Source organism: Paraburkholderia sp. GW821-FHT02A12, assembly GCF_059422005.1.
Genome location: NZ_JBWKWA010000001.1, coordinates 866,476 through 889,819, shown reverse-complemented (window position 1 = coordinate 889,819; position 23,344 = coordinate 866,476). Strand labels below are relative to the sequence as shown.

The window sequence follows — 23,344 nt, the reverse complement described above, 5'->3', positions numbered from 1 at the left end:
AGCCGCCCTTCCCGAACGGGATGGGTCGAAGGAACGTCTTGGTGCGCTTTTGATTTGACGCGCCGGTCAGATCGGTGCGTGCATTTAGAGTAGCGGACGCGCCGCTCCTCAACAAACGACTTTATCTCGGCTTACGGTGAGAAAAACTCGCTGACAGGAAATCGAGACGCGACGGCCTCGGCAGACGCTCCCCGGCGCAGCGCAGCGGCTGCGGACTGTCAAGAATGTCGCGTGCAGTGTGGGCGACTGCGCACTTTGAGGACCGCCTCTAGTTTCTACGCACCGGGGGCGACGGGGAAGGGCGATATTTATGACGCGCGCGGACCGATTTGGCAGCCAGTCGCGCTCGCAAAAAAGGTCAACATTGCGGGAGAATTCTCGAACTGCTTGAAAGCCTTCCGCAGTGAAAAAAACTCATCGATCGGACCGCGGGCTTCCAAGCGCCGTCGCCCCGATCACAATGAGAGGTCCCATGGCCTTTGGCTTCGTGATCTTGCGTTCTCCGTCGCAAGCGCTACTTTGCGGCTGCTACCGGAGCTAGTCCGGCCATTCCAGCGCTGGGTCGTTCCAGGCGCTGAACGTCGCCTTCTGGCCGTGTCGAGGAAGTGCCACCGGCAATTCGCTCGCCGGAAACCGGCCATTGAGCGACGGCGGACGAGGCCTTGGTATCTAAATTGGATGGCGGCCTCGACCGACCGCTTGTGGCCGAACTGAGTCGGACGGCGTCCTGCCCACGACGTAGCCGCGCCGTCCAAGGCTTCCATCCGCCACTCCCCTTACAAACTCGCCGGCCACATCCTGCCCGTATTTCTCGACTTTTACCTCGATCCGCGCCGCACGTCGGCCGCGGGAGAGTTCAGAGTTAAGTGAAGAAGGTTGAGACTTACGTGAATCTCGACATGTGTCGAGATTCACGTAGCGTTGAACTCGACGGGCGCTTTTCTCGCCGCTTCGCACGTTCGCAGTCACGTAAGTCTGAACTGACTGTTCAGCTAACTCTGAACTTTCCGCCGTTTGGTTCATTCGTCTCTGAACTTTTCAGCAGGCGTCGGCCGTAACTTCCAACGTCAGGAGTAGCAGAATTTGGCTGCTATCGGACCTGTTGCCGTCAGCTACAGGGACCGGCTTCCCGCGTCTGTTCGACTCCGAGATCGCCGGCGTCGACTACGAAGTGGACTGAACCCGGACGTGCAGATCCCGGGCGACCGCTCCGACGCCGTTAGTGCGGCGTCGGCTCATTCAGATAGACGCCCGCCGACAGCCCGGCCTTCACCTGCCGTGTGAACTCGTCGGTGGACACTTCCTCCGCGCCCGCCTCGATCGCGTCGTACGCCTGGCGCACGACGTCGGCCGGCGTCGCCTTCGGCACTTCCAGCCCGCGCACCAGATCCGTATCGATGAAGCCAGCATGCAGCCCGACGACCTGTGTGCGCTGCTCGCGCAGCGATTGGCGCAGGCCATTAGTCAGCGCCCACGCGGCCGACTTCGACACACCGTAGGCAGACAGAATCGGCCGGTTCACCCAGCTCGCGACGGACAGCACGTTCAGGATCGCGCCTCCGCCGTTGCCGGCGAGGCTCCCCGCGAACGCCCGCGACATCGCCAGCATGCCGAACACATTGGTTTCGAAGTGATCGCGCAACGCCTCGAGCGCACCGTCGTCCGTCAGGCTACCGAGCCGCGCGATGCCCGCGTTGTTGATCAGCAACGTGACGTCGCGCGCCGCGTGGGCGGCCGCGGCCACGGCCGCCGGATCGGTCACGTCGAGCTTCACAGGCACGACTCCCGGCAGCGTCACGCTGGCCGGATCGCGTGCGCCCGCATATACCTTCCACGCCCCTCTTTCGAGCGCCTGTTTCGCGAACTCGAGGCCAAGCCCACGGTTCGCGCCCGTCACGAAAACGACAGCACCTTTGATCTTCATAACCTTTCCTTTCGAATGATGAATCCGCATGCGCGCCGGTTCGCCGCGCGCGTGAGATCCGGTGTAAACAAGGCTGCAATCGCGTACCGAATCGTTGCACCGCCTAACGGCCGGCAACATCCGCCGCCCGCCGGCGTCAAAGACCGCCGGGCCTACGATGCGTCAAGGCCGGAAAAGGGCAGCGGCATACGACCGCTAAGCGCTCATTCGGCGCTTTGGACTGACTTGATAAGATTGTTCCGCAGCGCCACGATCGCCTTCTGCACTTTAGCGAATTCGTCTGGCGCGAGGCCAGTCGCTCCTGAGAGACTCATCGTTAGGGATTTTTCGCGCAGCCGTCGACCGTTTTTCGTGAGCCTGACCCGCACCTGACGCTCGTCTTCGGGATCGCGCTGCCTCTCCAGATATCCCATCACCTCGAGCTTCTTCAACATCGGCGTGAGCGTGTTGGATTCAAGAAACAGCTTTTCTCCCAGACCGCTGACGGTCTGGTTGTCTTCCTCCCAAAGCGCAACGATCGTGATGTATTGCGTGTAAGTGAGCCCAAGCTCCTCGAGTATCGGCTTGTATGCCTTGCCGAACGCCAGGTTCGCCGAGTAGATCGCAAAACACAAATAGTCTGACAGCGGCATGGCCGCAGCGGGCGCTTGGTTCGTAGTTTTCATCTGTATCCTCTTTGGCTAGAGCCTGATGCTTTACAAGACATACGAAGTGATATATATCGCATGCGATTATATCGCGATATAAAGAACGCCGGAACGCCGCTGGTCTGGTGCGCCTTTGGCGCCGTCGGCCGCTTCAGGCCGGCACGCGATACAGGGCGCCGAGCTTGTTGCCGTCCGGATCGCGCAGATAGGCAAGATAGAGGCTGCCAAACGCGGCCTCACGCACGCCGGGCGGCGCCTCAGCAGAGGTTCCACCGTTGGCAACCCCGGCGGCATGCCACCGATCGACCTGCTTGGTCGATTGGCAGGTAAAGCCGATCGTTCCACCATTGGCAGGGGTAGCCGACTGACCATCGAGCGGCTGGGTGATGATGAAAAGCGCTGCGTGGGCGCGATAGACATAGCGCCGGCGCTGATCGTTGTCATCGCTGACACCTTCACCGTAGCCGAGCGCGCCTAGAACCGCGTCGTAGAAGCGCTTTGCTTTTTTCAGGTCGTTGGTGCCGACCACTACGTGACTGAACATTGCTTCCGTCCTCCTTAGTAAATAAACCACGACCCATCCGATGCGGTGGCCGACGCGCATAAAGAGCGACGATGCGTGACGGCCCAGCGTCGGATGGATGCACGGTCTAGTGGCGTGCGAAGAGGCTATCGCGCGGCGTCACGGCGACATGGCTCCCCGCTTGGGACAGTCCGGAGACGGCACCGCCATACGCCTCTTCCGAGCCAGTGACGTCGTCGCGTTCGGCGGCGATGGTTCGCACGCTCTGACCGCTTTGCGACGCCGGTGCGCCAACCGAGGGCTTGTAGAAGGGGGCCGGTCCATAGCCGCTGGCAAACGCGGGTGCGGCGGCGGACGCCGAAACTGCGACGAGCAGTGCAACGATGAGCTTGGTCTTCATGATGGGAAGTCCCTAAAAAGTTGTTTTGTGAGACGCGCACGCCTTATCCGATCACACCGTGACAATGTTCGTGCCGATCTCGATGTTGCCGCGCACAGACTTCGAGTACGGGCAGATGGTATGGGTCAGGTGCGCGATTTCCTCGACGACTTCCTTTGCCAGACCCGGCACGCGGATGGTGAACTGGGCGCCGAGGAACCACGCGGTACCCGTTTGCCCAACGCTTACCTGAATGTCCACGGAATAGTCGGACGGCAGCGTGACCTTCTTCAGCGAGGCCGCGATCCCGAACACGGTGGTGTAACAGGCCGACCACGCGCCCGCAAACAACTTCTCGGCTGTCGGGTGCGGCTCGGTGGCGATGAACTCGAGGCTTTCCACGCCGGGCGCTGACAGCTTGAGGTCAAAGACGCCAAACTCGCCGCGCTGGAGATTGGGGTCGCGATTGACCATGGCGTGGGAGTTGCCTGAGGCGAGGACTTTTTCGATCTTTTCCATGATGGATTCCTTCGTGAATAAGGGTGTTAAGCTGATTTGATGCGCGCGCGATTTGATCGTATGCGTTGCATGATGGACAAAAATGTTCTTTGTGTAAAACGTATCCGATCTCATCGCATGCGAGTTTAAATTGGCATGGATGACAACCTTGCGTTGACCAAATTCCTCAAAAGATATTTAGCGAGACCCGCATGCCTTGTCCGATCACACCGTGACGACGCTCAGGCCGACCTCGATGTTGCCGTGCACAGCCTTCGAGTACGGGCAGAGCTGATGGGCGTGGCGCGCGAGTGCCTCGACGACTTCCGTTGCCAGACCCGGCACGCGGATGGTGAACTGGGCGCCGAGGCAATGCCCGGCACCGACCGACCCAATGCTTACCTGGATGTCCACGGAGTAGTCGGACGGCAGCGTGACCTTCTTCAGCGAGGCCGCAATCTCGAACGCGCTGATGTAACAGGCCGACCACGCGCCCGAAAACAACTGCTCGGCTCTCGGGTGTAACTCGGTGGCGATGAACTCGCGGCTTTCACCGTCGGGCGCTGACAGCTTGAGGTCGAGGACACCGAGCTCGCCGCGCTTGACATTGGGGTCGCGATTGATCGTGGCGTGGCTGTTGCCTGAGTGGAGGACTTGTTCGATCTTGGTCATGATGCATTCCTTCGTGAAGGGTGTTAAGCGGCTTTACATCGGATGCGATGTGCTCGCATGCGTCGCATAATGAACAAGGCGCTATCGGATGTCAATCGCAAAAGATTTAATCGTATGCGTGTTTTAGATAGAGCGAACGAATCTCCTGCAGTGCCCAGCATGATGTCGCCTGTCTAACACGCTGTCTCACGGGCCGCGCCCTGTCTCGTCCTTTAACCAGGTGTAGACGGCACTACGAACGTCGCTTCGTGGCCGAACCCTGACGCTGGGACATGTACCCGCCCCAAACGGCCGTTGTCCACGCTCAGGCTGCCCAGCAATGATGCGCAACCAAACCGGGGAGCCTCTTTCGGTTCGACCAGGAGGGTTCAGAAAGTCAACGGATTAGTTATTCGAAAACCCGAGCCCATGCCGCCCGAAGGCGTCGCGCGCGGTCTTCAAAGAGATATGAGGCAGCCAGCGTCAAGAGACCTGAAATAACACCCGTCACGATGTGCTCGACATAGGGGATGCGGTAGTGACTCGCGTGCGAGTAGGCGTCGCCTAACGTTGTCAGGACGCCGACGACCAGCGCATTGCCGTATCGATGCACGTAGAGTTTCGCCGCAGGCGTGAAGGTCAAAAGTACGGCCAGGAGTCCGGTGAGCAGACCAGTATGGAATGCAATCGTCCAGTGGGCAAGGCTCATGACATTGCCCCAACTCCCCGGCATGCAGGTCATGCACGCGCTGGTCGGCTGCCAGAAACGCTGGATAAACAGCCAGGCGCGGCGCTTCCACTCGGTTGACATGATGTATTTCCCATCAATGCCGTTGTTACGGCCGACGCCACCATAGGTACCGCTGGAGCGGTTTCCAGGCCTTTTGACCAGCCTGCCGTCCTCGTCATGGATGCTTTAAATCTGCGCGGCGTCGAGGCCGAGAAATAACGTGGACATCCATGGAATATTACACCGTGATTGGACGCCGCCGTTTGGACCAGAACCGGAATTCGGCCCTTGCGTTTATCGGTGCAGCTCCATGGATGACGGGCATCGAACGATGCGCTTCCGCACGAAGTCAGCTTCCGGACTCGACCCACAAGGGCCGGTCGCATTTCTCAGTAACGGTCGTTCAAACGCGTCGAACCGGGCCCGGTTCCTACTTCGATCCCTCGGTCTCGTGAACTCAAGGGAGACGCCCGGCACCGTTCGCGGTCTTGAGATCCTTTTTTCTTGCGTCCAGGGAGAATGCGAAGGAGCTTGGGAGCCTCCGTTGACCGTATCCGGTCCGAGGGCATGCCATATCTGGCCGCCACATGTATCGCGCACGCGTCGCACAAGGTTGCCGCAGTTCTCTCACGACCACGTCCCCGTACACCCCCTGCCAGACAGATATCGAGAAGCGCGACGTCTGGGCGAAACCCGTGGCCGCAGCCAGTGCCAATTTCTACCCCAATCGCAAACTCCACGACACATCGAGGACGTGTTGCGTGGAGCGTTCGACGTACCCGGTACGATGCGCAATGCCGAGGCGCCGGCATCGAAATCTTCAAGCGCAACCGGAGCGTGTTTCGTCTTCACAGGATTTTGCCAACAGCACCGCACGTATGTGTTGGGTGCAGACCATCACACTCCCTCTCGCCGGCTTCAAAGCCATCGCTCGGCGCTCGCCTGGGATGGGCATGGCGCCGCGATTTCCGGCAGTGGCCGGGTCAGCGCGCAGCTTTACCGTGTATGTGGCCCGTTCTATGCATTGGACCGGCAAAGACGATTCAATGTTCGGCTGCTCGGACTGACAACGCAGACCGATATGACAGCGGCGTCTAACGCGACGCGCTGCGGCGCGCATTGTTCGTCTTTATGTTGGCTCCAACGGCGCAGAGGGTGTACTGGCGACGGTGGGCAGACTCTTTTCTCGCAGGCGGAGGGAATCTCAATGCTGCCCAAGAAGTACCTCCTCGTCGCGGCCATGCCGACGCCCAACGGCGCCCTGCACCTGGGGCACGTAGGCGCGCAATACCTGCCGCTGGATGTGTTTCGCAGGTATCAGGAGCAGCAGGGCCACCGGGTGGCCTATTACGGCGGCTTCGACGTCTTCGACAACGCGGTCTGCGTCGCGGCGCAACGCGAAGGCCGCACGCCGCAAGCGCACGCCGCTCTGATCACGGCGCAGATCGCGGCGGAGCTCCGGTACCTCGAGATTCACATCGATGGGCTGATCAACTATGCCGACACTGCGTACTCGGGGCTAGCGCGCCAGTTGGTCGGCGCGCTGCGAGAGACGTACGGCCCTCGCGTGAGTCAACGCGGCGCGAAGTTTCCGTTTGACGATGCGGGACGGCCGCTCGGCGGGAACTGGCTTCGCGGGCGGTGCGCATACTGCAAGGCGGCGGTGAAGGGATACGCCTGCGACCCGTGCGGCCGTTCGCTGTTGCCGTCCGAGCTGAGCGACACTGAGACAGTCGACGGCTCGACGATCCACTGGCATACCGTAGACGTCGAATTCGTGACCACGCCCGTTCATGGGCTGCATGCCTATCTCGAGTCTCTTCCGTCCGCCCGCCCATACCTACCTCTCGTGACGGCACGCCTTAATGCGCCCCAGTTGCAGCTGCAATGGACCAATGTGGACACCTGGGGCCTGTCGCTAGCTCAGAGTGTGGTCTTTTATAACCGCAACTTCACCTTGGTGGAGCAACTACTTCTCGGCGACCTCGCTTGTGCGTCCCTTGAGCTCAAGGAAAACGCCTTCGGTCCGAGCAGCGATGTGGTCTCCATCCTTGCGTACGGCAAGGACAACGTGGGGCTGTTGTTGGCCGACATCCCCGCGCTGGCGATGACCACCGGCTACTACCGGCCGTACCGTTACCAGTGGATCAGCCCTTTCTACAACCTCGACGGCCGGAAAATGTCGACGAGCGGCAACTACGCCATCTGGGTGCGCGATGCCAGCGGCAGCGATGCAGAAGCGATCCGCATGTACGTGTGCCGCAAATTCGACGCGCAGCGAGATGTTGACCTCTCCCTGGTCGAACTTCGCAGCGAAGAGGCGGCTTACGCAAGGCTCGTCGATATGGCGCGCTCGGCGAGCGTCTATGCGACGAGAACTTCGCGCTTGTCCGAAGAGATCAACGGGGTTCTGGGACACCTGCGGGAGACGGTACGCGATGCTATGCAGGATGGCGTCGCGGACATCGCCGTCTTTCCCCGGGCCATCGATAAGTGGGTGTCGCTGCGCCCGGCGGCGAGCGCCGGCCAATGGCTGCGCGGTCTCTCGGAGCTGGCCGCACCCGTATTGCCACGCCTCGCCCGCGAGATCGACAAGTGCCTGGAGGTTGCCCGATGAGCGCGCGCGGAGGCGGTCGTCTACTGCTGGCGGCAACCGTCGGGAATCTGGCCGATGGAGTCCGCGTGTCCGCGTTCCCGTTGCTGGTCGCGGGGCTCACGCGCTCGCCGTTGGTCGTCGCCTTGACCACGGCGCTGACGCACCTGCCGTGGCTGCTGTTCGCGCTGTATGCCGGCCTGGCGGTGGACCGGCATGGCGCCCGGCGCGTACTCGTTGCGTCGCACGCGACGCGGGCGCTGCTGATGCTGCCGGCGTTGGCGGTGGCAGCATCTGGCGCAGCGGTCTCGCTGCTGCTGGCGGTCATCTTCGCGCTAGGCGTACTGGAGGTGTTTGTCAACACCGCGGAGCCGACGCTCGTGCCGGCAGTCGTGGCGGCCGATGCTCTGGCGAAAACCAACGCAAGGTTGAGCGTGCTCGAGTTGGTCATGAACTCGTTTTTCGGTGTCGCATTGGGCGCCACGCTGTTCGGGGTCGAGAAGTGGCTGCCATTCGTCATCGTCGCAATCGCCTGTTTCGGGGCAACGGTCCTGGTCAGCACGCTGAGCCCGCGCGAGATACGCCCCGAGCTGGCTGGTGGGCAAGAGTGGGGCCATCTGCTGGACGGTGTGCGCTTCGTGTGCGGCAACAGAATCTTGCTGACGCTGGCCGTCGTGACGGGGCTGGCAAATTTCGCGATGACCGCGTTCTTCAGCCTCCTGGTGCTTTACGTACATCGGTTCGGAGAGGACACACAGTACCTCTTTGCCGCGTCGCTAACGGCAGTGTCGGCCGGCTCCGTGCTGGCGCTAGGCCTGATCGGTCCAGCTCGCCGCTGGTTGGGCGACGCCCGGGTGCTGCGTGGCGCGATCGTACTGCTCACAATCGCCCTCGGCGCCGTCGCGACAGCGGAGCGCCTGCCGATCGCATTGGCGGGGTTCGTGGCGATCGGCGTGGCGGTCAGCCTGTGGGGAACCATTGCGGTCACGTTTCGCCAGGAGGTGGTGCCGGCGCAGTTGCTGGGGCGGGCAAACGCCTTCTATCGCCTGGTTTCCTACGGCAGCGCGCCGCTGGGCGCCCTGTTCGCCGGGGTTGTGTCGGCGTGTGCCGGCGTGACGCAGACCTGCACGGTGGCCGCGATCCTGACCCTGTTGTGCTGGCCGCTGCTGCCGCTCGTCTCACACCGCCGAATGACCCAGATGCGCCAGTTGGGCGCGACCCTGCAGGAGGACGTCTCGTGAAGATTTTGATTCTGAACAACTGGAGTGGCTTGATGCACTTCTTCCATCAGTATGTAGACCACGATGTGCATGAGGTCCACTACCTGTGTGACGACAGTGGCGTCAAGGCGGTGCGCACGTTCCTCGACCCGGACCACATCCATGGGATGACCACCGTCAAGGACTTCGATAACCACGACGAAATGGTGAATGCTGCGGTGGGTCTGCACCAGACGTTTCCGTTCGAGCGCGTCATTGGCGTCGACGAATTCAGCGTGCTTCCGGCCGCCCGCATCCGCGATGCCCTTCACATCCCCGGTCCTCGCGCCGCGGATGTGGAGCTCTATCGTGATAAGCGTCTGATGAAGCGGCACGTGGCAGAACGCGGCATCCGCGTGCCGCGCGAACTGCCCGCCAAGGTCGATACCGGTTCCTTCGTGCCTTGCGTCGTGAAGCGCCCGGACGGCGCCGCCGCAATGGGCGTCACGATCTGCCACACCGCCGCGCAGGCCGAGGCCGCGCTCGCGGCCGCGGAGGCTTCGGTGCTGGTCGAGGAGTTCGTCGATGGCGAGGTCTTCCACATCGACGGCGGGTATCGCGATGGTCAGGTCGTCTGCGTGCCGCACGCGTACACCATCACCTGCTACCAGCACTACGTGAACGCCCAGCCTATCGGGTCGGTGAAGGTCGATGAGCCCGTCCTGAACCAGCGTCTGGTCGAATTCACAGAAATGGTGGTCAAGGCCCTGCCGCTGCGCGAAGGGGTATTCCACCTCGAAGTGGTGCATAACAGGGCCGACGAGCTTGTCTTTCTGGAGATCGCTTGCCGGGTGGGAGGCGGCGAGATCTATCGGAACTTCATCGATGTCTACGGCATGGACCTGCTGAAGTTTCACATCGAGACCGACCTGGGCTTGCAGCCTCGGCTACGGCGGCTGGGACAGAAGGCGGCAGCCGGCTGGCTTCTCATGAACTTCGCGCAGCGGCCCCGCACCTTCACGGGCTTTCACTGCGCCCCGTTGTCCGCGGAGAACTGCATGTACGCAATGCGCTCCGTCAAGCTGGGACGAAAGATCGAGCACGCCTATGACTACATCGCCTTCGCTCTGCGTGCGCCGACTTCCGGTGACATCCGCCGCAGCATCGAAGAGCTGATCGCCAAGGTTCAACTCGTGACGGAGCCGGTGCAATGAGTGGCCAGGACGCCGTGCTCCCTGACGAGCCGATCGCAGTTGCGCCGGGCGCCGGTCAAACCGTCGCGATGCGGCCTCGCATGCTGAGGACACGCGAGGCGTTGATCGCCTACGACCCCGAGCGTGAGTCATGGACGCAGCAGCTGTCGAGGCGGTACACGCACCACTCACAGCTCGCCGGGATCCTCGAGCACGTGGAGGACGTGCCAGAAGACCTGTACTCGTTCTTCAACTTCCGGGTCACCCCGTATATGGCGCAGCTGATGGATCCGGCCGATCAGTCGTGCCCGATCCGCCGGCAGTACCTCCCCACGAACAACGAGCTGGTGATCCGGCCGTATGAGGTGCGGGACTCGCTGGCCGAGGACGACGCGATTGGGGTGGCCGGGTCGTCGGTGGTGCACAGGTACCCGCAGCGCGTGCTGTTCCTCGTCCAGAACACGTGCGGTGCCTACTGCCGGTACTGTACTCGCAAGCGCCTGGTGTCCGACGCCGAGGCGGCCATCACCGGCGATGTCATCGATGCAGGTATCCGGTATATCGCCTCGCACCGGGAGATCGAGGATGTGCTGCTGAGCGGCGGTGACCCGCTGATCCTCAACGACAGAAAGCTCGACGAGATCCTGGCCAGGATCCGTGCTGAAGCACCGCACGTGCGGCTTCTTCGAATCGGCTCGCGCCTGCCGGTCCAGCTTCCTACGCGCATCACGGCCGAGCTGTGCGAGCTGCTGGCCCGGCATAACGTGCAGATGATCAACCTCCACATCAACCATCCGAAGGAGATCACGCCGCTGTTGGTGCGCCGCCTGGCCATGCTTCGCAAGGCGGGGGTGATGCTTGGCAACCAGGCAGTACTGCTGCGCGGCGTCAATGACAGCATCGCGATTCAGCGGGAATTGTGCATGCGGCTGGTCGAGATCGGCGTACGTCCCTACTACGTCTACTCCAACGACAGCGCCGAGGGGAACTGGCAGTTCACGGTGCCGCTGGAGGAGATGACCGAGATCGCTCGGGGACTGCGCGGCTGGATCAGCGGACCGGCCGTACCGACCTTCGTCGTGGATGGCACAGGCGGCCTCGGGAAAATGCCCATGCTGCCCACCTACGTCATGCAAGACGGAGCAACGGGTGAGGTGTGGGCCACCAACTACGAGGGCAAGCGGGCGCGACAGCGGAACCTGGAGCCCGCAGGGAATCTTCGATCGTGCGAGCGTACTTGAACCACAAGGAGTGCAACGAAATGAATCGCAACAGCATGGAGTTGGTGGTCGACTCCGACTTCACCAGCCCGTGGGGTTTGAGTGCCTACGCGGCACTTACCCACAAGGGCCTGGATTTCTCGGTGCGCTCGGTCAACCTGGCGCAACGCCAGAACCGGGAGCCGGACTTCGCGATCCCGTCGCTCACTGCGCGGGTGCCGCTGCTGCGCCACGGCGACTTCTTCCTCACGGAGTCCTCTGCCATCGCGGAGTACCTGGAGGAGCTGCTACCGCCGCCGGATGCACCGGCGTTGTATCCGCGGGACACCCATGCGCGCGCCCGCGCGCGTCAGTTGCAGGCGTGGCTGCGCAGCGACCTGCAGCCGATCCGCAACGAGCGTCCCACCGAGGTCATCTTCATCGCCCTGTCGCAGAAGCCGCTGTCTGCGCGCGCGCAAGCCTGCGCCCAGCATCTGTACGAGGTGGCCGACAAGCTTCTGCCTCAGGGCAACGCCCATCTGTATGGGGACTGGAGCATCGCTGATCTGGACCTTGCCGTGATGCTCAAGCGCCTGGTCGCCAACGACGACCCAGTCCCTCAACGCCTTGTCGACTACGTCGAGGCGCAGTGGCAAAGCGACCCGGTGCAGCGCTGGCTGCGCGCCCGTTCGGTATGACCTTCTTTTCACGCGCCAACCCAAGGAGTGCGTCATGACGATCGACTGGATCACACAAGACCGTCACGAGGAAGCGATCGCGGCTTCCGTGGCCAACGACAAGCCCATCCTGATCTACTTCCACAGCCAGTCGTGCGGCGGCTGCCAGCGGCTGGCACACGAGGTACTGTCCAACGAGGCCGTCCAGAACGCCATCGGCATGGCCGCCATCCCGATGTGGGTGGAGGTCGAGCAGGGGCGGGTGGACACGCGTGTCGCTTCGCTGGTGGGCAGCCACATCTTCATCATGTCGCCGGTCGTGCAGCTCATCTCCTCGAACGGGGACATCTTCCACAAGTTCCTGGGTGCGCCGTTGCATACCCGGCTGGATCTTGGCTATACCCGGGTGTACCACGACGTGGCCGGCAACCTCGGCGTCGCGCAGTTCCTCGGGCAGCTAGCCTTGGGGCTGGGCAAGCGCCACCTGTTCAACGGCGACTTCGCGCTCGCCGGGCAGGCGCTGAGCGAGGTCGTCGCGCAGGCGACCGATTCGCTGACCTATGAGGAGGCGCGGTATTGGCTGCCCGTCGCACAAAACAGTGGGCGATATCCGGAAGAAGCGCGTGCCCATCCGGTCGCACCGGCGCTGCCGGCTCTGTCGGAGATCGCGAATGAGGTGCGGCGCTTCTGCTCGCTGCTGACCGCGATCCCCGATACGGATCTGATGACCGACTGGCCCGGCACGCCGGGCGAAGGCGGTTGGGCGCATTACTCGGACTGTCTGCGCGAAGTGTGTCTCGGCGTCTACCAGACGCTGCTGGATGCCGGAAACACTGCAATGCGACTGCGGCAGTCGAAGGGTGCTCCGCTGACGCAGGCCCAGTTGATCCTGCAGCACTGGCAGGTGTCGTACCGTTCGCTGCAAGGCACGCTACATGGACTGCGCCTGAGCGACTGGGACCGCCAGCATTTGCACGAGAACTATTCGCTGGGCAAGCAGCGCACGGTCCGCAACAACATCGTGCACTGCGTGATGGCGGAGTTCTGGGCCCACGGGTCGGCGATCCGCAATGCGCGAGCAGCTTACGCAGGCGTCAAGCACGATGGCGCGAGGCCGGTGGATGCCATCTGGAAGAAGTGCGGCCCGCCGCCCGCCAACTTCGGAACACTCGCTGATCTGCTGCAGACTTGGGAGCGGCGTCACAATGAGCTGCAGGAAGAGTTCGCCGGCGTGACGGACGCTGAGCTGGACTTCGCGCGTAGCTGGTGGGAGGGGTCGGATGTGTGCGTGCGCTTCCGTCTGAACCGTCTAGGCTGGCACCTGCAGGACCATGCCGCGGTGCTGGAGACGATTTGTGAGCGCATCGGCCGCGTGCGCACGGAAACCGAACGACTGGCAGCGCGGATCTTCACCGCGCTTGGCACCGCCGAGGGCGCGATGATTGGTCTGCCCGGCGAAGAGAAGCGTAGCCTGTTCTTCGATGCGGTGGCAACCCTGCGTCGCAAGGGCGACGAGTTGCAGGCGCTTTACGCCCGGTATTGGGAGGACGCTGAAGTCGCTCGCGGATGAACACTGACCCGAAGAGTCGATTGTTGACGATTTGGACCGAAGCGTCGAGTGACCGGTTGTGGCCGATGGCTGTCTTATGCCCGACGGACGAGAGCAGGATCAATCTCGTTGTGTGTCAGGCCGAATCTCGCCATGCGAGCGCGGTGGCTTGATGAGCCCAAATATGAACTCAGGTGCTCGTTCACCGCATTGAGCAAATCTCTGTTTTTTCTATTAAACGAGAATGCTCCGACAGGAAGATTTCGGTGCTTCTCACTCGCTTCCCGGTCGTGCTCCACAGCCTCGAGGACCGAATCGTCGATGCTCTCCGCAAGTATGCGATTTCCCAAGGCGGTGCTTGCGTATGCATCGATCGCCCCCGAGCGCACCGCTGCGATAGCGTCGCTCTGATGCTCGAAGATGGCTATCTGTTCCTCGGTTGCTCCCGCTGCCCTTGCCGAGTCGTGCTGCACCTGGCCCGCAATGATGCCAAGGCGCGCATCCCGGCGTTTGGCAAGTGACGCATAGCTCTTAAGCGACTTTGGATTGCCCGCCCGAACTAGGAAGCCGTCCCCGATCGCCCATACGGGCACGCTGAACGCCACCCGAGCAGCCCGTTCGGGCGTTACGAAAAGTGGAACGTTCATGTCCCACCGACCGGCTTCGACGCCAGGTAGCAGTTCACTAAACGTCGTCAGACGATGCTCGATCCGGGAGACACCGATCTGCCGCAGAATCGCTTCGGCGAGCTCAATGTCAGCACCAGTGGGTGTTCCGTCCGCTTCCGTCCAACCGAACGGTGGTTCCTCGATATAGGCAATCGTTACCTTCATCGTTGTGTCTCACGAAAGGAAAAGGGACATCAAGTCCCTTGAGCCGATTTTCGACGATTCCAGTTGCACGCACGGATGTGGCGTTTTGGCCGTTGCGTGCAGCAGGCATCTGCTCACGGTCCTGTTCGGGACATGCTGGTGCGAGATGCGAATCGTTGCCACCAATCGACGAGCTTTTCGCACGTGTGCATTAAGTTGACGGCTTCAGGTGCCTGCATGAAGCATGCGAAGATCGGAGCGGCGTACAGATCGGCAAGGGTCACGCCACCGCCAATCATGAACCCTTGGTCATCAGACAGCCTGGTCAGCTCGGATAAACATACGGCGGCACGCGGTAGCGCGGCGGCGATCTTGTGCTCATCTGCTAACCGGCCTTCGCGGGCTGAAACCACCCGTTCAACGTATATGTCCCAAACGAATGTTCTGTAAGCGTATGCGTCCAGTATTCCAACGATCTGGTTTACCTTGGCCCGAGCTTTCGGATCGGGCGGCTGGAGTTTGCATCCAGGAAAAGCGTCATCGATGTAGCGAACAATCGCGCCTGTCTCGTAAAGATGGAAATCGCCATGCTCGAAGGCCGGAATGCGGCCAAATGGGTGACGCGTCAGATGCTCGTGCGGAACGCCTGCGTCTGCGAATACATCTACCTCGACCAAGCCATATTTAACCTGTTTCTCTTCCAGCGCAAGCCGCACGATGCGCACATAGACGCTCCATGCGGCTCCGTAAAGGGTCACCACTTCGTCTCTTGCCACAGAATTAGTCCCCGTCGCGCATGAGAGGCGCGGATACCGTAGTTTAACGAAGCCTGCGACCTCCAGTTCGACGCGGCTAATCGGCAGCAGATAGGCAAATCGTCAACGATCCATGTGTCAGGGTTGAGTGTCCCTTCCTGGCCGATCCTGGAAATCGAGCGACCTCCGATGATCGTCGGTCGCATCCGCCCGTCGAGCTCCATAGCCGACCCATAAGCGTCATTGAAACTTAGCCGTCGAATGACCGCTTCCCCCGCAATAAGAGACGCCGACTTTCACCGCCAGCACTTTGATCTTGCGGGTTACCCGCCTGTCAGCAATCGTGCGCCAAGTGCGACCAGGAGCGCCGGCAGCATCACGACTCCACCCACCACGAGGAACTGGAAAAAGCCTACACGCTCGCCCTCGCGCCGGATAGCCGTGAGCCACAGGATGGTCGCGAGCGACCCGGTGACCGATAGATTCGGACCGATGTCGACGCCGATCAACACCGAATCGATGATGCGCTCCGGACTATGCGCCTGCAACAACGTCGAACTCGCCATGAGGCCGGCGGGCAGGTTGTTGATCACGTTGCTCGCGAGCGCGATGATCATACCGGCCGATGCGGCCGCCACGGGTTCATGTTGCAACGTGAATACCTGCAGCAGGCCGGCAAGCATCCGGATCACTCCGGTGTAATCGAGCGCCTCCACCAGCACGAAGAGTCCTGCCACCAGCGGCAGCACGCTCCACGATACTTCCTTCAAAAGAGGCCAGGGCGATGTGCGGTCGCGCCATAGCACGACGACCATGGTCAGCGTGCCGAGAATCGCCGTCGGTAGCCCGAGTTGCAGATCGAGCGATGAGACGGCCAGCAGCACGGCAGCCGTCACCCCTATGCCAGCCAGCGCGAAACGCCCCCCGGCGGACAGATCAACGGCAGGCACATCCGCTGCGCACATCCCTGCCAATTCGCGGCGTTGTGACCATCGCAGCATGACGAAGGTTACGACAATCGAGAGTAGAGAAGGCAAGGCGAATCGCACAAGCCACCTGCCGAGCGCGGGCGTGTGATTGCCATACAGCACGAGATTGGCCGGGTTCGAGATCGGCAAAACGAAGCTCGCGGCGTTGGCAATCAACGCGCAGACGAACAGCAGCGGCAACGGTTTGGTTTTCGCCTTCCTTGCCGCTGCGAATACCGCTGGGGTCAGCACGACAGCTGTCGCGTCGTTGGAGAGAAACGTCGTGATCACCATGCCCAGGAGATAGACCAACACGAACAGCCGTCGCGGAGAACCTCTGGCGTGGTTCACCGCGAGCACTGCGAACCAATCGAAGAGTCCCTCCCGCCTGCCGATTTCCGAGAGGAGCATCATGCCGATGAGGAAGAGATAGACATCGGTGCCCTTGCCGACCGCCTGCAACGCAAGACTCATTGGCAATAATCCGAGCCACTGGAGCAGTATCGCGCCCGCGACCACCCACACCGCTTCGGGCCAGTTAAATGGTCTGGCAATGACGCCGGCGGTCGCCAGCGCGGCGATGCACCAGGAGAGAAGAACTGGATTCACGTGCCTGTGTCTGCAATGGATCAATGAAATCGATCACGACGTCGCGGTCGCGGCGCCACGGTTCGGCTGCAGCGATTCCGGTTGTGCGCGGCACGCGTGCCTCACCGCGCGCCCGAAGCCGAGCCACAGTGCCAGGGAGCCCATCGAAATCGCACCGAGTGCGAGAAACGCGGTCGCGTAACCGAATCGCTGGGCCAGCACACCGCCCAGCGCGGGACTGAGCGCAGCGCCGATCCCCTGGACCGTCATCACCACGCCCTGACCGATGTTCACCCGGCCTGTCCCCTGCAACAGGCGTACGACCAGCGCCGGCACGGCAACGCTTTGGAGGCCCGCCCCGACGCCATCTAGTACCTGTACCGGCCACACGCCCCACGCGCTCATCAGAAAGGACGCAATCATTCCTCGCATCGGAAGTGCCAGGTACGTGATCAGGATCGTCGCCCAGTAGCCCCGCCAACGAATGAGGCGGGGCGCAATCCACGCGGTACCGACCATCACAGTCTGGGCGATCACGATCGTCTCGGCAGTGAATGCACTCGGATCGCCCTGATGGGTAGCGACGATCGCGATCCCGTAAAGCGGCAGCATCGCGGCGTTACCCAGGTGGAATAGCGCGAGCGATGCTGCGAGCAGTCGCAACGGCCTGCTTTCGAACAGGATTCCCAGACCGCTCGCCCGATGACCGGCGTGCCCGTCAGCGGATGCTGATGGTGCAAGTCCGCGGGCGCTGTTGTGATCAATCGCGTGGCCGGAGATCTTCAGGACAGTGAGCACCGTCAGCGCGCCAAAAATCGCCGCAAGGGCAAACACCGCACCAAAGCCGAAGCGCCAGCCGAGCCACCCGGAAAGGGCCGCACCGGCGACGTTGCCAGCGTGGTTGGCCATCTGGTTGCGACCGAACTGGCGGTCGAAACCGTGCTGACGCACAATACCCAGCGTGACCCCGGCCACAGCGGGGCCGAGTGCGGCGCCGGTCACCGCGGTTGCGACCTGCGAAGCGGCAACCATCCAGTATCCGTGCGATAACCACAATGCGAGCGAAGCGAGCGTGCTCATCGCACCGGCTGCGACGATGACGGTGCGTTTGTGCCTTGTCGAATCGACAAGTGCACCCGCGGGGGAAGTCGCGACCATCCCTGCGATGCCGCCGAGCGTCATCACGGTGCCGATCGCGTCGGCACCCCATCCGCGCCCCAGAAGGACCACACCGATGAACGGTCCGATGCCCGCCTGCACGTCGGCCATGAAGAAGTTAAGTGCCTCGAGTGCGCGGGTAGGTTTCATGATGGCGACCACTCAGGTGTGTTCTACGACGCCGTCGGAGGAGTCGACGAGTTCAGCAATCTCGTGCACGTCGATCGTGCGGCCGTGTTTCGACCTCACCCCGTGCCCCCACGCGTGCACATGCGCTCCCGTGCTCAGGTAATCGACGAGTTCTGCGGCGGCATGTGCGGGCATCCGCAGCGAAGTACCCTCCTCGAGCAGCGCGCCGCGCAGCTCGCCCTTTGGCCCGTAGAGCGAGAGGATGACTTCTCCGCTTGCCTCCATCGGCTGGCCTTCGGCTTTCGGCAGTTTTGGAGCGTCGTGGTCCGGACCGTTGTCGATGATTTCCACACCCTGATCCGACGTCAGCGACACGGCTGCGACCATCTCTGCTGTGCGGGGTTTGACGCCGCGCACGCGCACCCGGTCGCCGGTTGCGATTTGCCGGGTAACCTGCGTCGACAGGTGGGGCGGCACATGCACCTGCCGGTTGCCGTCGAGAATCAGGCCGTCAACCTCGCCGCGTGGATTGAGCAGGAACTGCGAAACCCGGCCGCGGGTTTCAGGAAGAAAGGACGGATCGATCCAATGCATGGTTCAACTCCTCAGTTGGGCGTGTGAATGGGTTATACGAATCGGGTTGGAGCAATGCTCATCGGGTGGTGCTGCCGTAGAGATTCACCATGCGTCCCGGCGTGCCAAAGGAGGTCGCCTGAAGGGCCTCACCGTACTGGTTACGCGTATCGTAGCCAGCCGCGACGACCTCAGTTTCTGGCTTCAGGATGTCGATGAACTGCTGAGCGGCGAGCGGAGTGAGCTTGATGATCGTGCCATCACGCAGCAACACGCCATCGGGTTCGCCTAGCGGCGCCGTCGTGACATGCAGGATCGTTCCCTGCGCCGTCAGCTTCACAAGACCCGCACCGCGCAGCGTCGGAGGCAGACGGCGCGCATCGGGCGGCGGCCGAGGCTGGTCGACAAGTTGCTGACCCGTGCGCAGATTCTGGATCTGTCGAGCCTTGACGTCCCCGGTGCCGGCGCGCAAACCGTCGACTGCGACACGGTCGCGAGGCTGGACGAGTGCGACGAGCTCCGAGCCCATATGCGGCGGAAAGCTGACGAGCGTGCCGTCGCTAAGCAGGAAGCCGTCGACGTCGCCTTCCGGGTTGATCGTGAACCGACTCACCGTGCCCTGCACCAAGGGCGTCTGCTGGAGCGGCATCGGGGGACGTACTGCGGCAGGCGCTGGAGGCAGTGGCTGCCCTGCTTCAGGCGGAGGAGCGGGCGCGGGCGACGTGACCGGCGTCTGGGCAGCACACGCAGCGGTCAAAGCAACGAACGTGAGCGCGACGATCGCTCTCGTCGATGCTCCGGGGCGTCGTTGCTGGAGCACCGGGTACGTCGAGGCCGATGAGGACGGGAAGCGTTGCATGATTCGCTCCGGTAACGGAATACCGAGCTATACGCAACGCCCATGCCAATCTGCGAGCGCCAGCCAATCAAGGGATTCGCCGTGATTGGCATGCCGACATGCGTCCGGTTCGTTGACATCGGTGTCGGATTGCTGGACAGGTTTAGTCCAGTCCGAGGTTAGCTATCCGCGAATATAGCGACTGACGGCTGATGCCAAGACGCCGGGCCGCTTCGGCACGGTTACCACCCGAGCGCTCGAGCGCCCGCACGATCATGGCCCGCTCCACCTGGGCCAGTGCATCGGCGAGCGGCTGCTCCAGTAACGTGGCCGGCAGTGCCAGGGACGGCGGCGCGGCGCCGTCCGCTGCGACGGTCGCGGCCGTCAGCCCTAGGTCATGCTCCGTGATCGCTGGGCCCGGCGCGAGCGCAGCAGCGCGCTCCATGACGTTGCGCAGTTCCCGGACGTTACCGGGCCAGCTGTGCGCTAGCAACGCGCGCTGCGCGGTGTTGCTGAGATGCATGCGTCGTGCGCTGCCCACGAGAGCGAGCGACAGGAAGTTCGCGGCGAGCGGCAAGATGTCCGCTACGCGGTCCGCGAGCGGTGGCAGATGCAGTGGAATAACGTTGAGCCGGTACAGCAGATCCCGCCGGAACGTCCCTTCGGCCACCATCGAGTCGAGGTCTCTATGCGTCGCCGCAATCACACGGATGTCGATTTCCATCGGCTTGTCCGAGCCGAGCGGGGTCACCTGGCGCTCCTGCAGCACGCGCAGGAGTTTCGCCTGCATGGGCGGCGGCATGTCGCCGATTTCATCGAGAAAGAGCGTCCCGCCATGCGCCTCGATGAGCCGCCCGGTACGATCATTCGAAGCTCACGTAAAAGCGCCGCGACGGTGACCGAACAGTTCGCTTTCGAGAAGCTCCGCCGGAATGGCCGCGCAATTGACCGCGACAAAGGGACCGGTGCGACGCGACGATGCCTCGTGCAGCACGCGCGCCGCGACTTCCTTGCCGGTTCCTGTCTCCCCGGTGATCAGCACGGTCGAATCGGACTGCGAGGCTCGTCCCAGGCGCTTCTGCACTTCCCGAATCGCGTCGCTCACGCCGAGCAGTCGAGCACGGGTCGAACGCAGGTCGGCGCTTTCGTCGACGGCAAGGTCGGCAACGATGGGGCCGACGTTCGCGCGGAATATCTGTTCCAGCAGCGCAGCAATTTCGGCGCGGCCTACTGGCTTCGTCAGATGCTCGAAGGCACCCAGTCCCATCGCGCCAATGGTGTTGTCGCTGGTCGCGTGGGCAGTCAGCATGACCACAGGCGTCGAGCCGCGATGGTCCAGCTCGCGCAGGCGCTCAAGCACCTCGAGTCCGTCCATGCCGGGCAGGCGGAAGTCCAGAAATACGCAGTCGATCACGGCGGTGCCAACGAGCGTCGTCAGCGCAGCTTCGCCTGACGTTGCCTCGATCACACGATGCCCGAGGTCGGCGAGCGTTTCCGTCAGCCCGTCGCGGAACGCCGCGTCGTCGTCGACTATGAGAATGGTTGCCATGGAATCTCGATCACAAAGCACGCGCCCGAAGGCGAATCCTCAAGGTAGGCGCGGCCTCCGTGCGCCGCAGCCACCTGCCGTACAACGGCAAGGCCCAGTCCCGAGCCATCAGGCCTGCCCGTCACGAAGGGCTCAAAAATCCGCTCACGCTGTTCGGGCGGCACGCCGGGTCCATCATCACGTACGGCGATCCTCAGGTTTGTTCGCACGTCTGAGGGTTCCTTTCCGGCAATGACCGTCACCATCCCTCCCTGCGGAACATGGCGCAGCGCATTGAGCAGAAGATTGTCCAGCGCGCGCCGTAGTTGCTCCGCATCGAACTGCGGCTGTGCGTTCGCACCCCGAACTCTGCCGCAGGAGCCGACGTTGCTCGCCGGCCGATGGGTTCATGCAGACTGCAGCGAGTCCGTAAGCGGATCGTGCGGATAAGCGGCCAGGCACACCTCCAGCACCTCAGCGCGAAGCCAGCGATGGGCCGGATCCTGGTCGAGGCGTGGATGCCAGATCGCCGAGACGTTGAACGCCGCCGTGGGTACGGGCAGCTCAAAGCACTGCAGCCCGTTGGCGAAGGCGTGATCAGGCGTGAACGGATTACCGAGGCAGGAATGCGGGACGACGGCGAGCAAGTCCGAGTGGCGGGCTACCTGCATGGCGCTGGTATAGGCGGGTACCACCATCAACACCTTCCGCTGCAGGCCCCGTGGCTCCAAGGCCACGGCCACCGGGTTCTCCATGTCCCCCATGCGCGAGGTCACCACGTGGCCGCACGCAGTCCAGTGCTCGACGCTGATGCCGGCGCCACCCAAGAGGGGATGGCCGACGCGACACACGCCCACGTAACGGTCACGGAAAAGCCGGCGCGTACGCACCTCGGGGGCCGAGGTCCTAACGGTGCCGATCTCGAGATCGACTGTGCCTTCCCGCAGTGGCTGGGCGCCCCAATCCGGCTTGGGCGTGAAGCGAAGCTGCACGCCGGGCGCCGCGCGATGGATCCGGTCCATCAAGGCCGCGCCAAGCAGGTCGATGAAGCCTTCGCCCGCTCGAAGGGTGAAGCTTTGTTCAAGGGTGGCGACGTCGAACCGGTGGTCGGCGGGGCTCAATACCGCCTCCGCTTCGCGAGCCAAGACGGGGATGCGCTGGCTCAGTTGTTCGGCGTAAGGGGTTAGGACCAGCGTGCGGCCGGCCTGCAGCAGCAGGCGGTCGCCTGTGGCCGAGCGCAGGCGGGTGAGCGTGCGGCTCATGGCGGAGACGCTGAGGTTCATGCGCTTTGCCGCTCCCGTGACGCTGCGTTCGGTCAGCAGCGCATCCAAGGCGGCCAGGAGGTTGAGGTTGAGGTCGACGCGTGGCATGCCTCTAGCATAGTGGAAAGCTGGGCTAGGTAGCGCGTCCGGTGCAATCATGGATTGCATACGGGGCGTCTGGCGCAAATCCGTAGTGATCACCAGAATCCATGGCGTCACCTTCGATGAAAAAGGAGAGTCTCATGCCCCAGGCCCCAAACCCCACTCACACGCCCACGATCCTGCTCATCGGCGCCTCGCGCGGCCTCGGCTACGCCATGGCAGCCGAGTTCCTGACGAAGGGATGGAACGTCATGGGCACCGTCCGTGCCGACTGCGGCCGGACCCTGCTGCACGACCTGGCCGACGCGCATCCGGACCAGGTCGAGATCGAGACGCTGGACATCACCCGGCCCGACCAGATCCGGGCCTTGCGCGAGCACTTTTCCGGCCGGATGTTCGATATTCTGTTCGTCAACGCCGGCACGACCAATCCGGATCCGACCCAGACCATCGGCGAGGTGTCGACCGAGGATTTCGCAAACCTCATGATTACCAGCGCGCTCAGCCCGATGCGGGTGGTGGAGAGCCTGTCCGACCTCGTTCCGCCGGCCGGCCTGATAGGGGTTATGTCGTCCGGGCAAGGTAGTATCGCGGACAACGAGTCCGGCCAGCGGGAGGTCTATCGCGGCAGCAAGGCGGCATTGAACCAGTTCATGCGCAGCTTTGCCGCGCGCCAGGTGCAAACACCGCGCGCCATGCTGCTGATGGCGCCGGGCTGGGTACGCACCGACCTGGGTGGGCCCGAGGGGCGACTGTCGATCGAGGAGAGCGTTCCCGGGGTCGTGAATGTGTTGCTGGCCAAGCAGGGCCATCCCGGGCTCGAATACCTCGATTATCGCGGCCGGACCGTCCGGTGGTGACCGCCAGCC

21 protein-coding genes and 2 pseudogenes are annotated in these 23,344 nt (G+C 62.8%); 7 read left to right on the top strand and 16 right to left on the bottom strand.

The window, feature by feature from the left end:
- Positions 1–1,219: 1,219 nt before the first annotated feature.
- From AC07WT_RS04040 to AC07WT_RS04010, 7 genes are all read right to left on the bottom strand, one after another.
- Entirely contained in the window at positions 1,220–1,924 is a 705-nt protein-coding gene (locus AC07WT_RS04040; RefSeq protein WP_494946133.1) for an SDR family oxidoreductase, read from the bottom strand.
- Between the two features lie 203 nt (positions 1,925–2,127).
- Positions 2,128–2,589, bottom strand: a complete 462-nt coding sequence (locus AC07WT_RS04035; RefSeq protein ID WP_494946132.1) for a MarR family winged helix-turn-helix transcriptional regulator — start codon at positions 2,587–2,589, stop codon at positions 2,128–2,130.
- 133 nt (positions 2,590–2,722) lie between these two features.
- Positions 2,723–3,115, bottom strand: a complete 393-nt coding sequence (locus AC07WT_RS04030; protein WP_494946131.1) for a VOC family protein — start codon at positions 3,113–3,115, stop codon at positions 2,723–2,725.
- Between the two features lie 106 nt (positions 3,116–3,221).
- A complete protein-coding gene (locus AC07WT_RS04025) occupies positions 3,222–3,494 on the bottom strand; it encodes a hypothetical protein (protein ID WP_494946130.1) in 273 nt (90 codons plus the stop codon).
- A gap of 51 nt (positions 3,495–3,545) precedes the next feature.
- Positions 3,546–3,992 (bottom strand): OsmC family protein, encoded by a 447-nt coding sequence (locus tag AC07WT_RS04020; RefSeq protein ID WP_494946129.1) that lies wholly within the window; start codon positions 3,990–3,992, stop codon positions 3,546–3,548.
- Between the two features lie 204 nt (positions 3,993–4,196).
- The gene (locus AC07WT_RS04015; protein ID WP_494946128.1) at positions 4,197–4,643 is read right to left on the bottom strand and encodes an Ohr family peroxiredoxin; all 447 of its coding nucleotides are present in this window, start codon (positions 4,641–4,643) and stop codon (positions 4,197–4,199) included.
- A gap of 388 nt (positions 4,644–5,031) precedes the next feature.
- Entirely contained in the window at positions 5,032–5,433 is a 402-nt protein-coding gene (locus AC07WT_RS04010; RefSeq protein ID WP_492596538.1) for a hypothetical protein, read from the bottom strand.
- Positions 5,434–6,559: 1,126 nt separating this feature from the next.
- On the opposite strand from AC07WT_RS04010, the gene AC07WT_RS04005 reads away from it, so the two are divergent.
- The 6 genes from AC07WT_RS04005 to AC07WT_RS03980 are packed head-to-tail and all read left to right on the top strand — an operon-like array spanning position 6,560 to position 13,783.
- On the top strand, positions 6,560–7,969 hold the full coding sequence (locus AC07WT_RS04005; RefSeq protein ID WP_494946127.1) for a class I tRNA ligase family protein: 1,410 nt from the start codon (positions 6,560–6,562) through the stop codon (positions 7,967–7,969).
- Complete coding sequence (locus tag AC07WT_RS04000) at positions 7,966–9,186, top strand: MFS transporter (protein ID WP_494946126.1); 1,221 nt, start codon at positions 7,966–7,968, stop codon at positions 9,184–9,186. The genes AC07WT_RS04005 and AC07WT_RS04000 overlap by 4 nt, the downstream gene beginning before the upstream one ends.
- Positions 9,183–10,358 (top strand): ATP-grasp domain-containing protein, encoded by a 1,176-nt coding sequence (locus tag AC07WT_RS03995; protein WP_492591171.1) that lies wholly within the window; start codon positions 9,183–9,185, stop codon positions 10,356–10,358. Before AC07WT_RS04000 ends, AC07WT_RS03995 begins: the two co-directional genes overlap by 4 nt.
- Positions 10,355–11,578: a KamA family radical SAM protein gene (locus tag AC07WT_RS03990; RefSeq protein ID WP_492591172.1), complete on the top strand. Its 1,224-nt coding sequence runs from the start codon at positions 10,355–10,357 to the stop codon at positions 11,576–11,578. Before AC07WT_RS03995 ends, AC07WT_RS03990 begins: the two co-directional genes overlap by 4 nt.
- A gap of 20 nt (positions 11,579–11,598) precedes the next feature.
- Positions 11,599–12,234 carry a glutathione transferase gene (gene yfcF / locus AC07WT_RS03985; protein WP_492591173.1) on the top strand — a complete coding sequence of 212 codons (636 nt, stop codon included), beginning with the start codon at positions 11,599–11,601 and terminating at the stop codon, positions 12,232–12,234.
- 34 nt (positions 12,235–12,268) lie between these two features.
- Positions 12,269–13,783, top strand: a complete 1,515-nt coding sequence (locus AC07WT_RS03980) for a thioredoxin family protein (RefSeq protein ID WP_494946125.1) — start codon at positions 12,269–12,271, stop codon at positions 13,781–13,783.
- 74 nt (positions 13,784–13,857) lie between these two features.
- Here AC07WT_RS03980 and AC07WT_RS03975 read toward each other — a convergent pair whose 3' ends face one another.
- From AC07WT_RS03975 to AC07WT_RS03935, 9 genes and pseudogenes are all read right to left on the bottom strand, one after another.
- Positions 13,858–14,595: a transporter substrate-binding domain-containing protein gene (locus AC07WT_RS03975; protein WP_492591175.1), complete on the bottom strand. Its 738-nt coding sequence runs from the start codon at positions 14,593–14,595 to the stop codon at positions 13,858–13,860.
- A 113-nt stretch (positions 14,596–14,708) separates the two neighbouring features.
- Entirely contained in the window at positions 14,709–15,350 is a 642-nt protein-coding gene (locus AC07WT_RS03970) for a glutathione S-transferase family protein (protein WP_494946124.1), read from the bottom strand.
- 302 nt (positions 15,351–15,652) lie between these two features.
- On the bottom strand, positions 15,653–16,906 hold the full coding sequence (locus AC07WT_RS03965) for an arsenic transporter (RefSeq protein ID WP_492591177.1): 1,254 nt from the start codon (positions 16,904–16,906) through the stop codon (positions 15,653–15,655).
- Between the two features lie 33 nt (positions 16,907–16,939).
- Positions 16,940–18,193, bottom strand: a complete 1,254-nt coding sequence (locus AC07WT_RS03960) for an MFS transporter (RefSeq protein WP_494946123.1) — start codon at positions 18,191–18,193, stop codon at positions 16,940–16,942.
- Positions 18,194–18,205: 12 nt separating this feature from the next.
- Complete coding sequence (locus AC07WT_RS03955; RefSeq protein ID WP_492591178.1) at positions 18,206–18,766, bottom strand: hypothetical protein; 561 nt, start codon at positions 18,764–18,766, stop codon at positions 18,206–18,208.
- Positions 18,767–18,824: 58 nt separating this feature from the next.
- Positions 18,825–19,604: a hypothetical protein gene (locus tag AC07WT_RS03950; protein ID WP_494946122.1), complete on the bottom strand. Its 780-nt coding sequence runs from the start codon at positions 19,602–19,604 to the stop codon at positions 18,825–18,827.
- A 142-nt stretch (positions 19,605–19,746) separates the two neighbouring features.
- Positions 19,747–21,132 (bottom strand): annotated as a pseudogene (locus tag AC07WT_RS03945) (sigma-54-dependent transcriptional regulator).
- Positions 21,114–21,461, bottom strand: a pseudogene (locus AC07WT_RS03940) (ATP-binding protein); the annotation flags it as partial. The pseudogenes AC07WT_RS03945 and AC07WT_RS03940, both read right to left, overlap by 19 nt.
- Positions 21,462–21,518: 57 nt before the next feature.
- The gene (locus AC07WT_RS03935; protein ID WP_494946121.1) at positions 21,519–22,481 is read right to left on the bottom strand and encodes a LysR family transcriptional regulator; all 963 of its coding nucleotides are present in this window, start codon (positions 22,479–22,481) and stop codon (positions 21,519–21,521) included.
- 134 nt (positions 22,482–22,615) lie between these two features.
- Here AC07WT_RS03935 and AC07WT_RS03930 point away from each other — a divergent pair, with 134 nt between their 5' ends.
- Complete coding sequence (locus AC07WT_RS03930) at positions 22,616–23,335, top strand: SDR family NAD(P)-dependent oxidoreductase (protein ID WP_494946120.1); 720 nt, start codon at positions 22,616–22,618, stop codon at positions 23,333–23,335.
- Positions 23,336–23,344: the final 9 nt, after the last annotated feature.

What these genes read in the sequence shown, in the direction of transcription:
- AC07WT_RS04035 (WP_494946132.1), bottom strand. Translation starts at nt 2,589, where the DNA reads ATGAAAACTACGAACCAAGCGCCCGCTGCGGCCATGCCGCTGTCAGAC.
- AC07WT_RS03980 (WP_494946125.1), top strand. Translation starts at nt 12,269, where the DNA reads ATGACGATCGACTGGATCACACAAGACCGTCACGAGGAAGCGATCGCG.
- AC07WT_RS04000 (WP_494946126.1), top strand. Translation starts at nt 7,966, where the DNA reads ATGAGCGCGCGCGGAGGCGGTCGTCTACTGCTGGCGGCAACCGTCGGG.
- AC07WT_RS04020 (WP_494946129.1), bottom strand. Translation starts at nt 3,992, where the DNA reads ATGGAAAAGATCGAAAAAGTCCTCGCCTCAGGCAACTCCCACGCCATG.
- AC07WT_RS03930 (WP_494946120.1), top strand. Translation starts at nt 22,616, where the DNA reads ATGCCCCAGGCCCCAAACCCCACTCACACGCCCACGATCCTGCTCATC.
- AC07WT_RS04030 (WP_494946131.1), bottom strand. Translation starts at nt 3,115, where the DNA reads ATGTTCAGTCACGTAGTGGTCGGCACCAACGACCTGAAAAAAGCAAAG.
- yfcF (WP_492591173.1), top strand. Translation starts at nt 11,599, where the DNA reads ATGAATCGCAACAGCATGGAGTTGGTGGTCGACTCCGACTTCACCAGC.
- AC07WT_RS03955 (WP_492591178.1), bottom strand. Translation starts at nt 18,766, where the DNA reads ATGCATTGGATCGATCCGTCCTTTCTTCCTGAAACCCGCGGCCGGGTT.
- AC07WT_RS04010 (WP_492596538.1), bottom strand. Translation starts at nt 5,433, where the DNA reads ATGTCAACCGAGTGGAAGCGCCGCGCCTGGCTGTTTATCCAGCGTTTC.
- AC07WT_RS03975 (WP_492591175.1), bottom strand. Translation starts at nt 14,595, where the DNA reads ATGAAGGTAACGATTGCCTATATCGAGGAACCACCGTTCGGTTGGACG.
- AC07WT_RS04015 (WP_494946128.1), bottom strand. Translation starts at nt 4,643, where the DNA reads ATGACCAAGATCGAACAAGTCCTCCACTCAGGCAACAGCCACGCCACG.
- AC07WT_RS03950 (WP_494946122.1), bottom strand. Translation starts at nt 19,604, where the DNA reads ATGCAACGCTTCCCGTCCTCATCGGCCTCGACGTACCCGGTGCTCCAG.
- AC07WT_RS04040 (WP_494946133.1), bottom strand. Translation starts at nt 1,924, where the DNA reads ATGAAGATCAAAGGTGCTGTCGTTTTCGTGACGGGCGCGAACCGTGGG.
- AC07WT_RS04025 (WP_494946130.1), bottom strand. Translation starts at nt 3,494, where the DNA reads ATGAAGACCAAGCTCATCGTTGCACTGCTCGTCGCAGTTTCGGCGTCC.
- AC07WT_RS03990 (WP_492591172.1), top strand. Translation starts at nt 10,355, where the DNA reads ATGAGTGGCCAGGACGCCGTGCTCCCTGACGAGCCGATCGCAGTTGCG.
- AC07WT_RS03935 (WP_494946121.1), bottom strand. Translation starts at nt 22,481, where the DNA reads ATGCCACGCGTCGACCTCAACCTCAACCTCCTGGCCGCCTTGGATGCG.
- AC07WT_RS03960 (WP_494946123.1), bottom strand. Translation starts at nt 18,193, where the DNA reads ATGAAACCTACCCGCGCACTCGAGGCACTTAACTTCTTCATGGCCGAC.
- AC07WT_RS04005 (WP_494946127.1), top strand. Translation starts at nt 6,560, where the DNA reads ATGCTGCCCAAGAAGTACCTCCTCGTCGCGGCCATGCCGACGCCCAAC.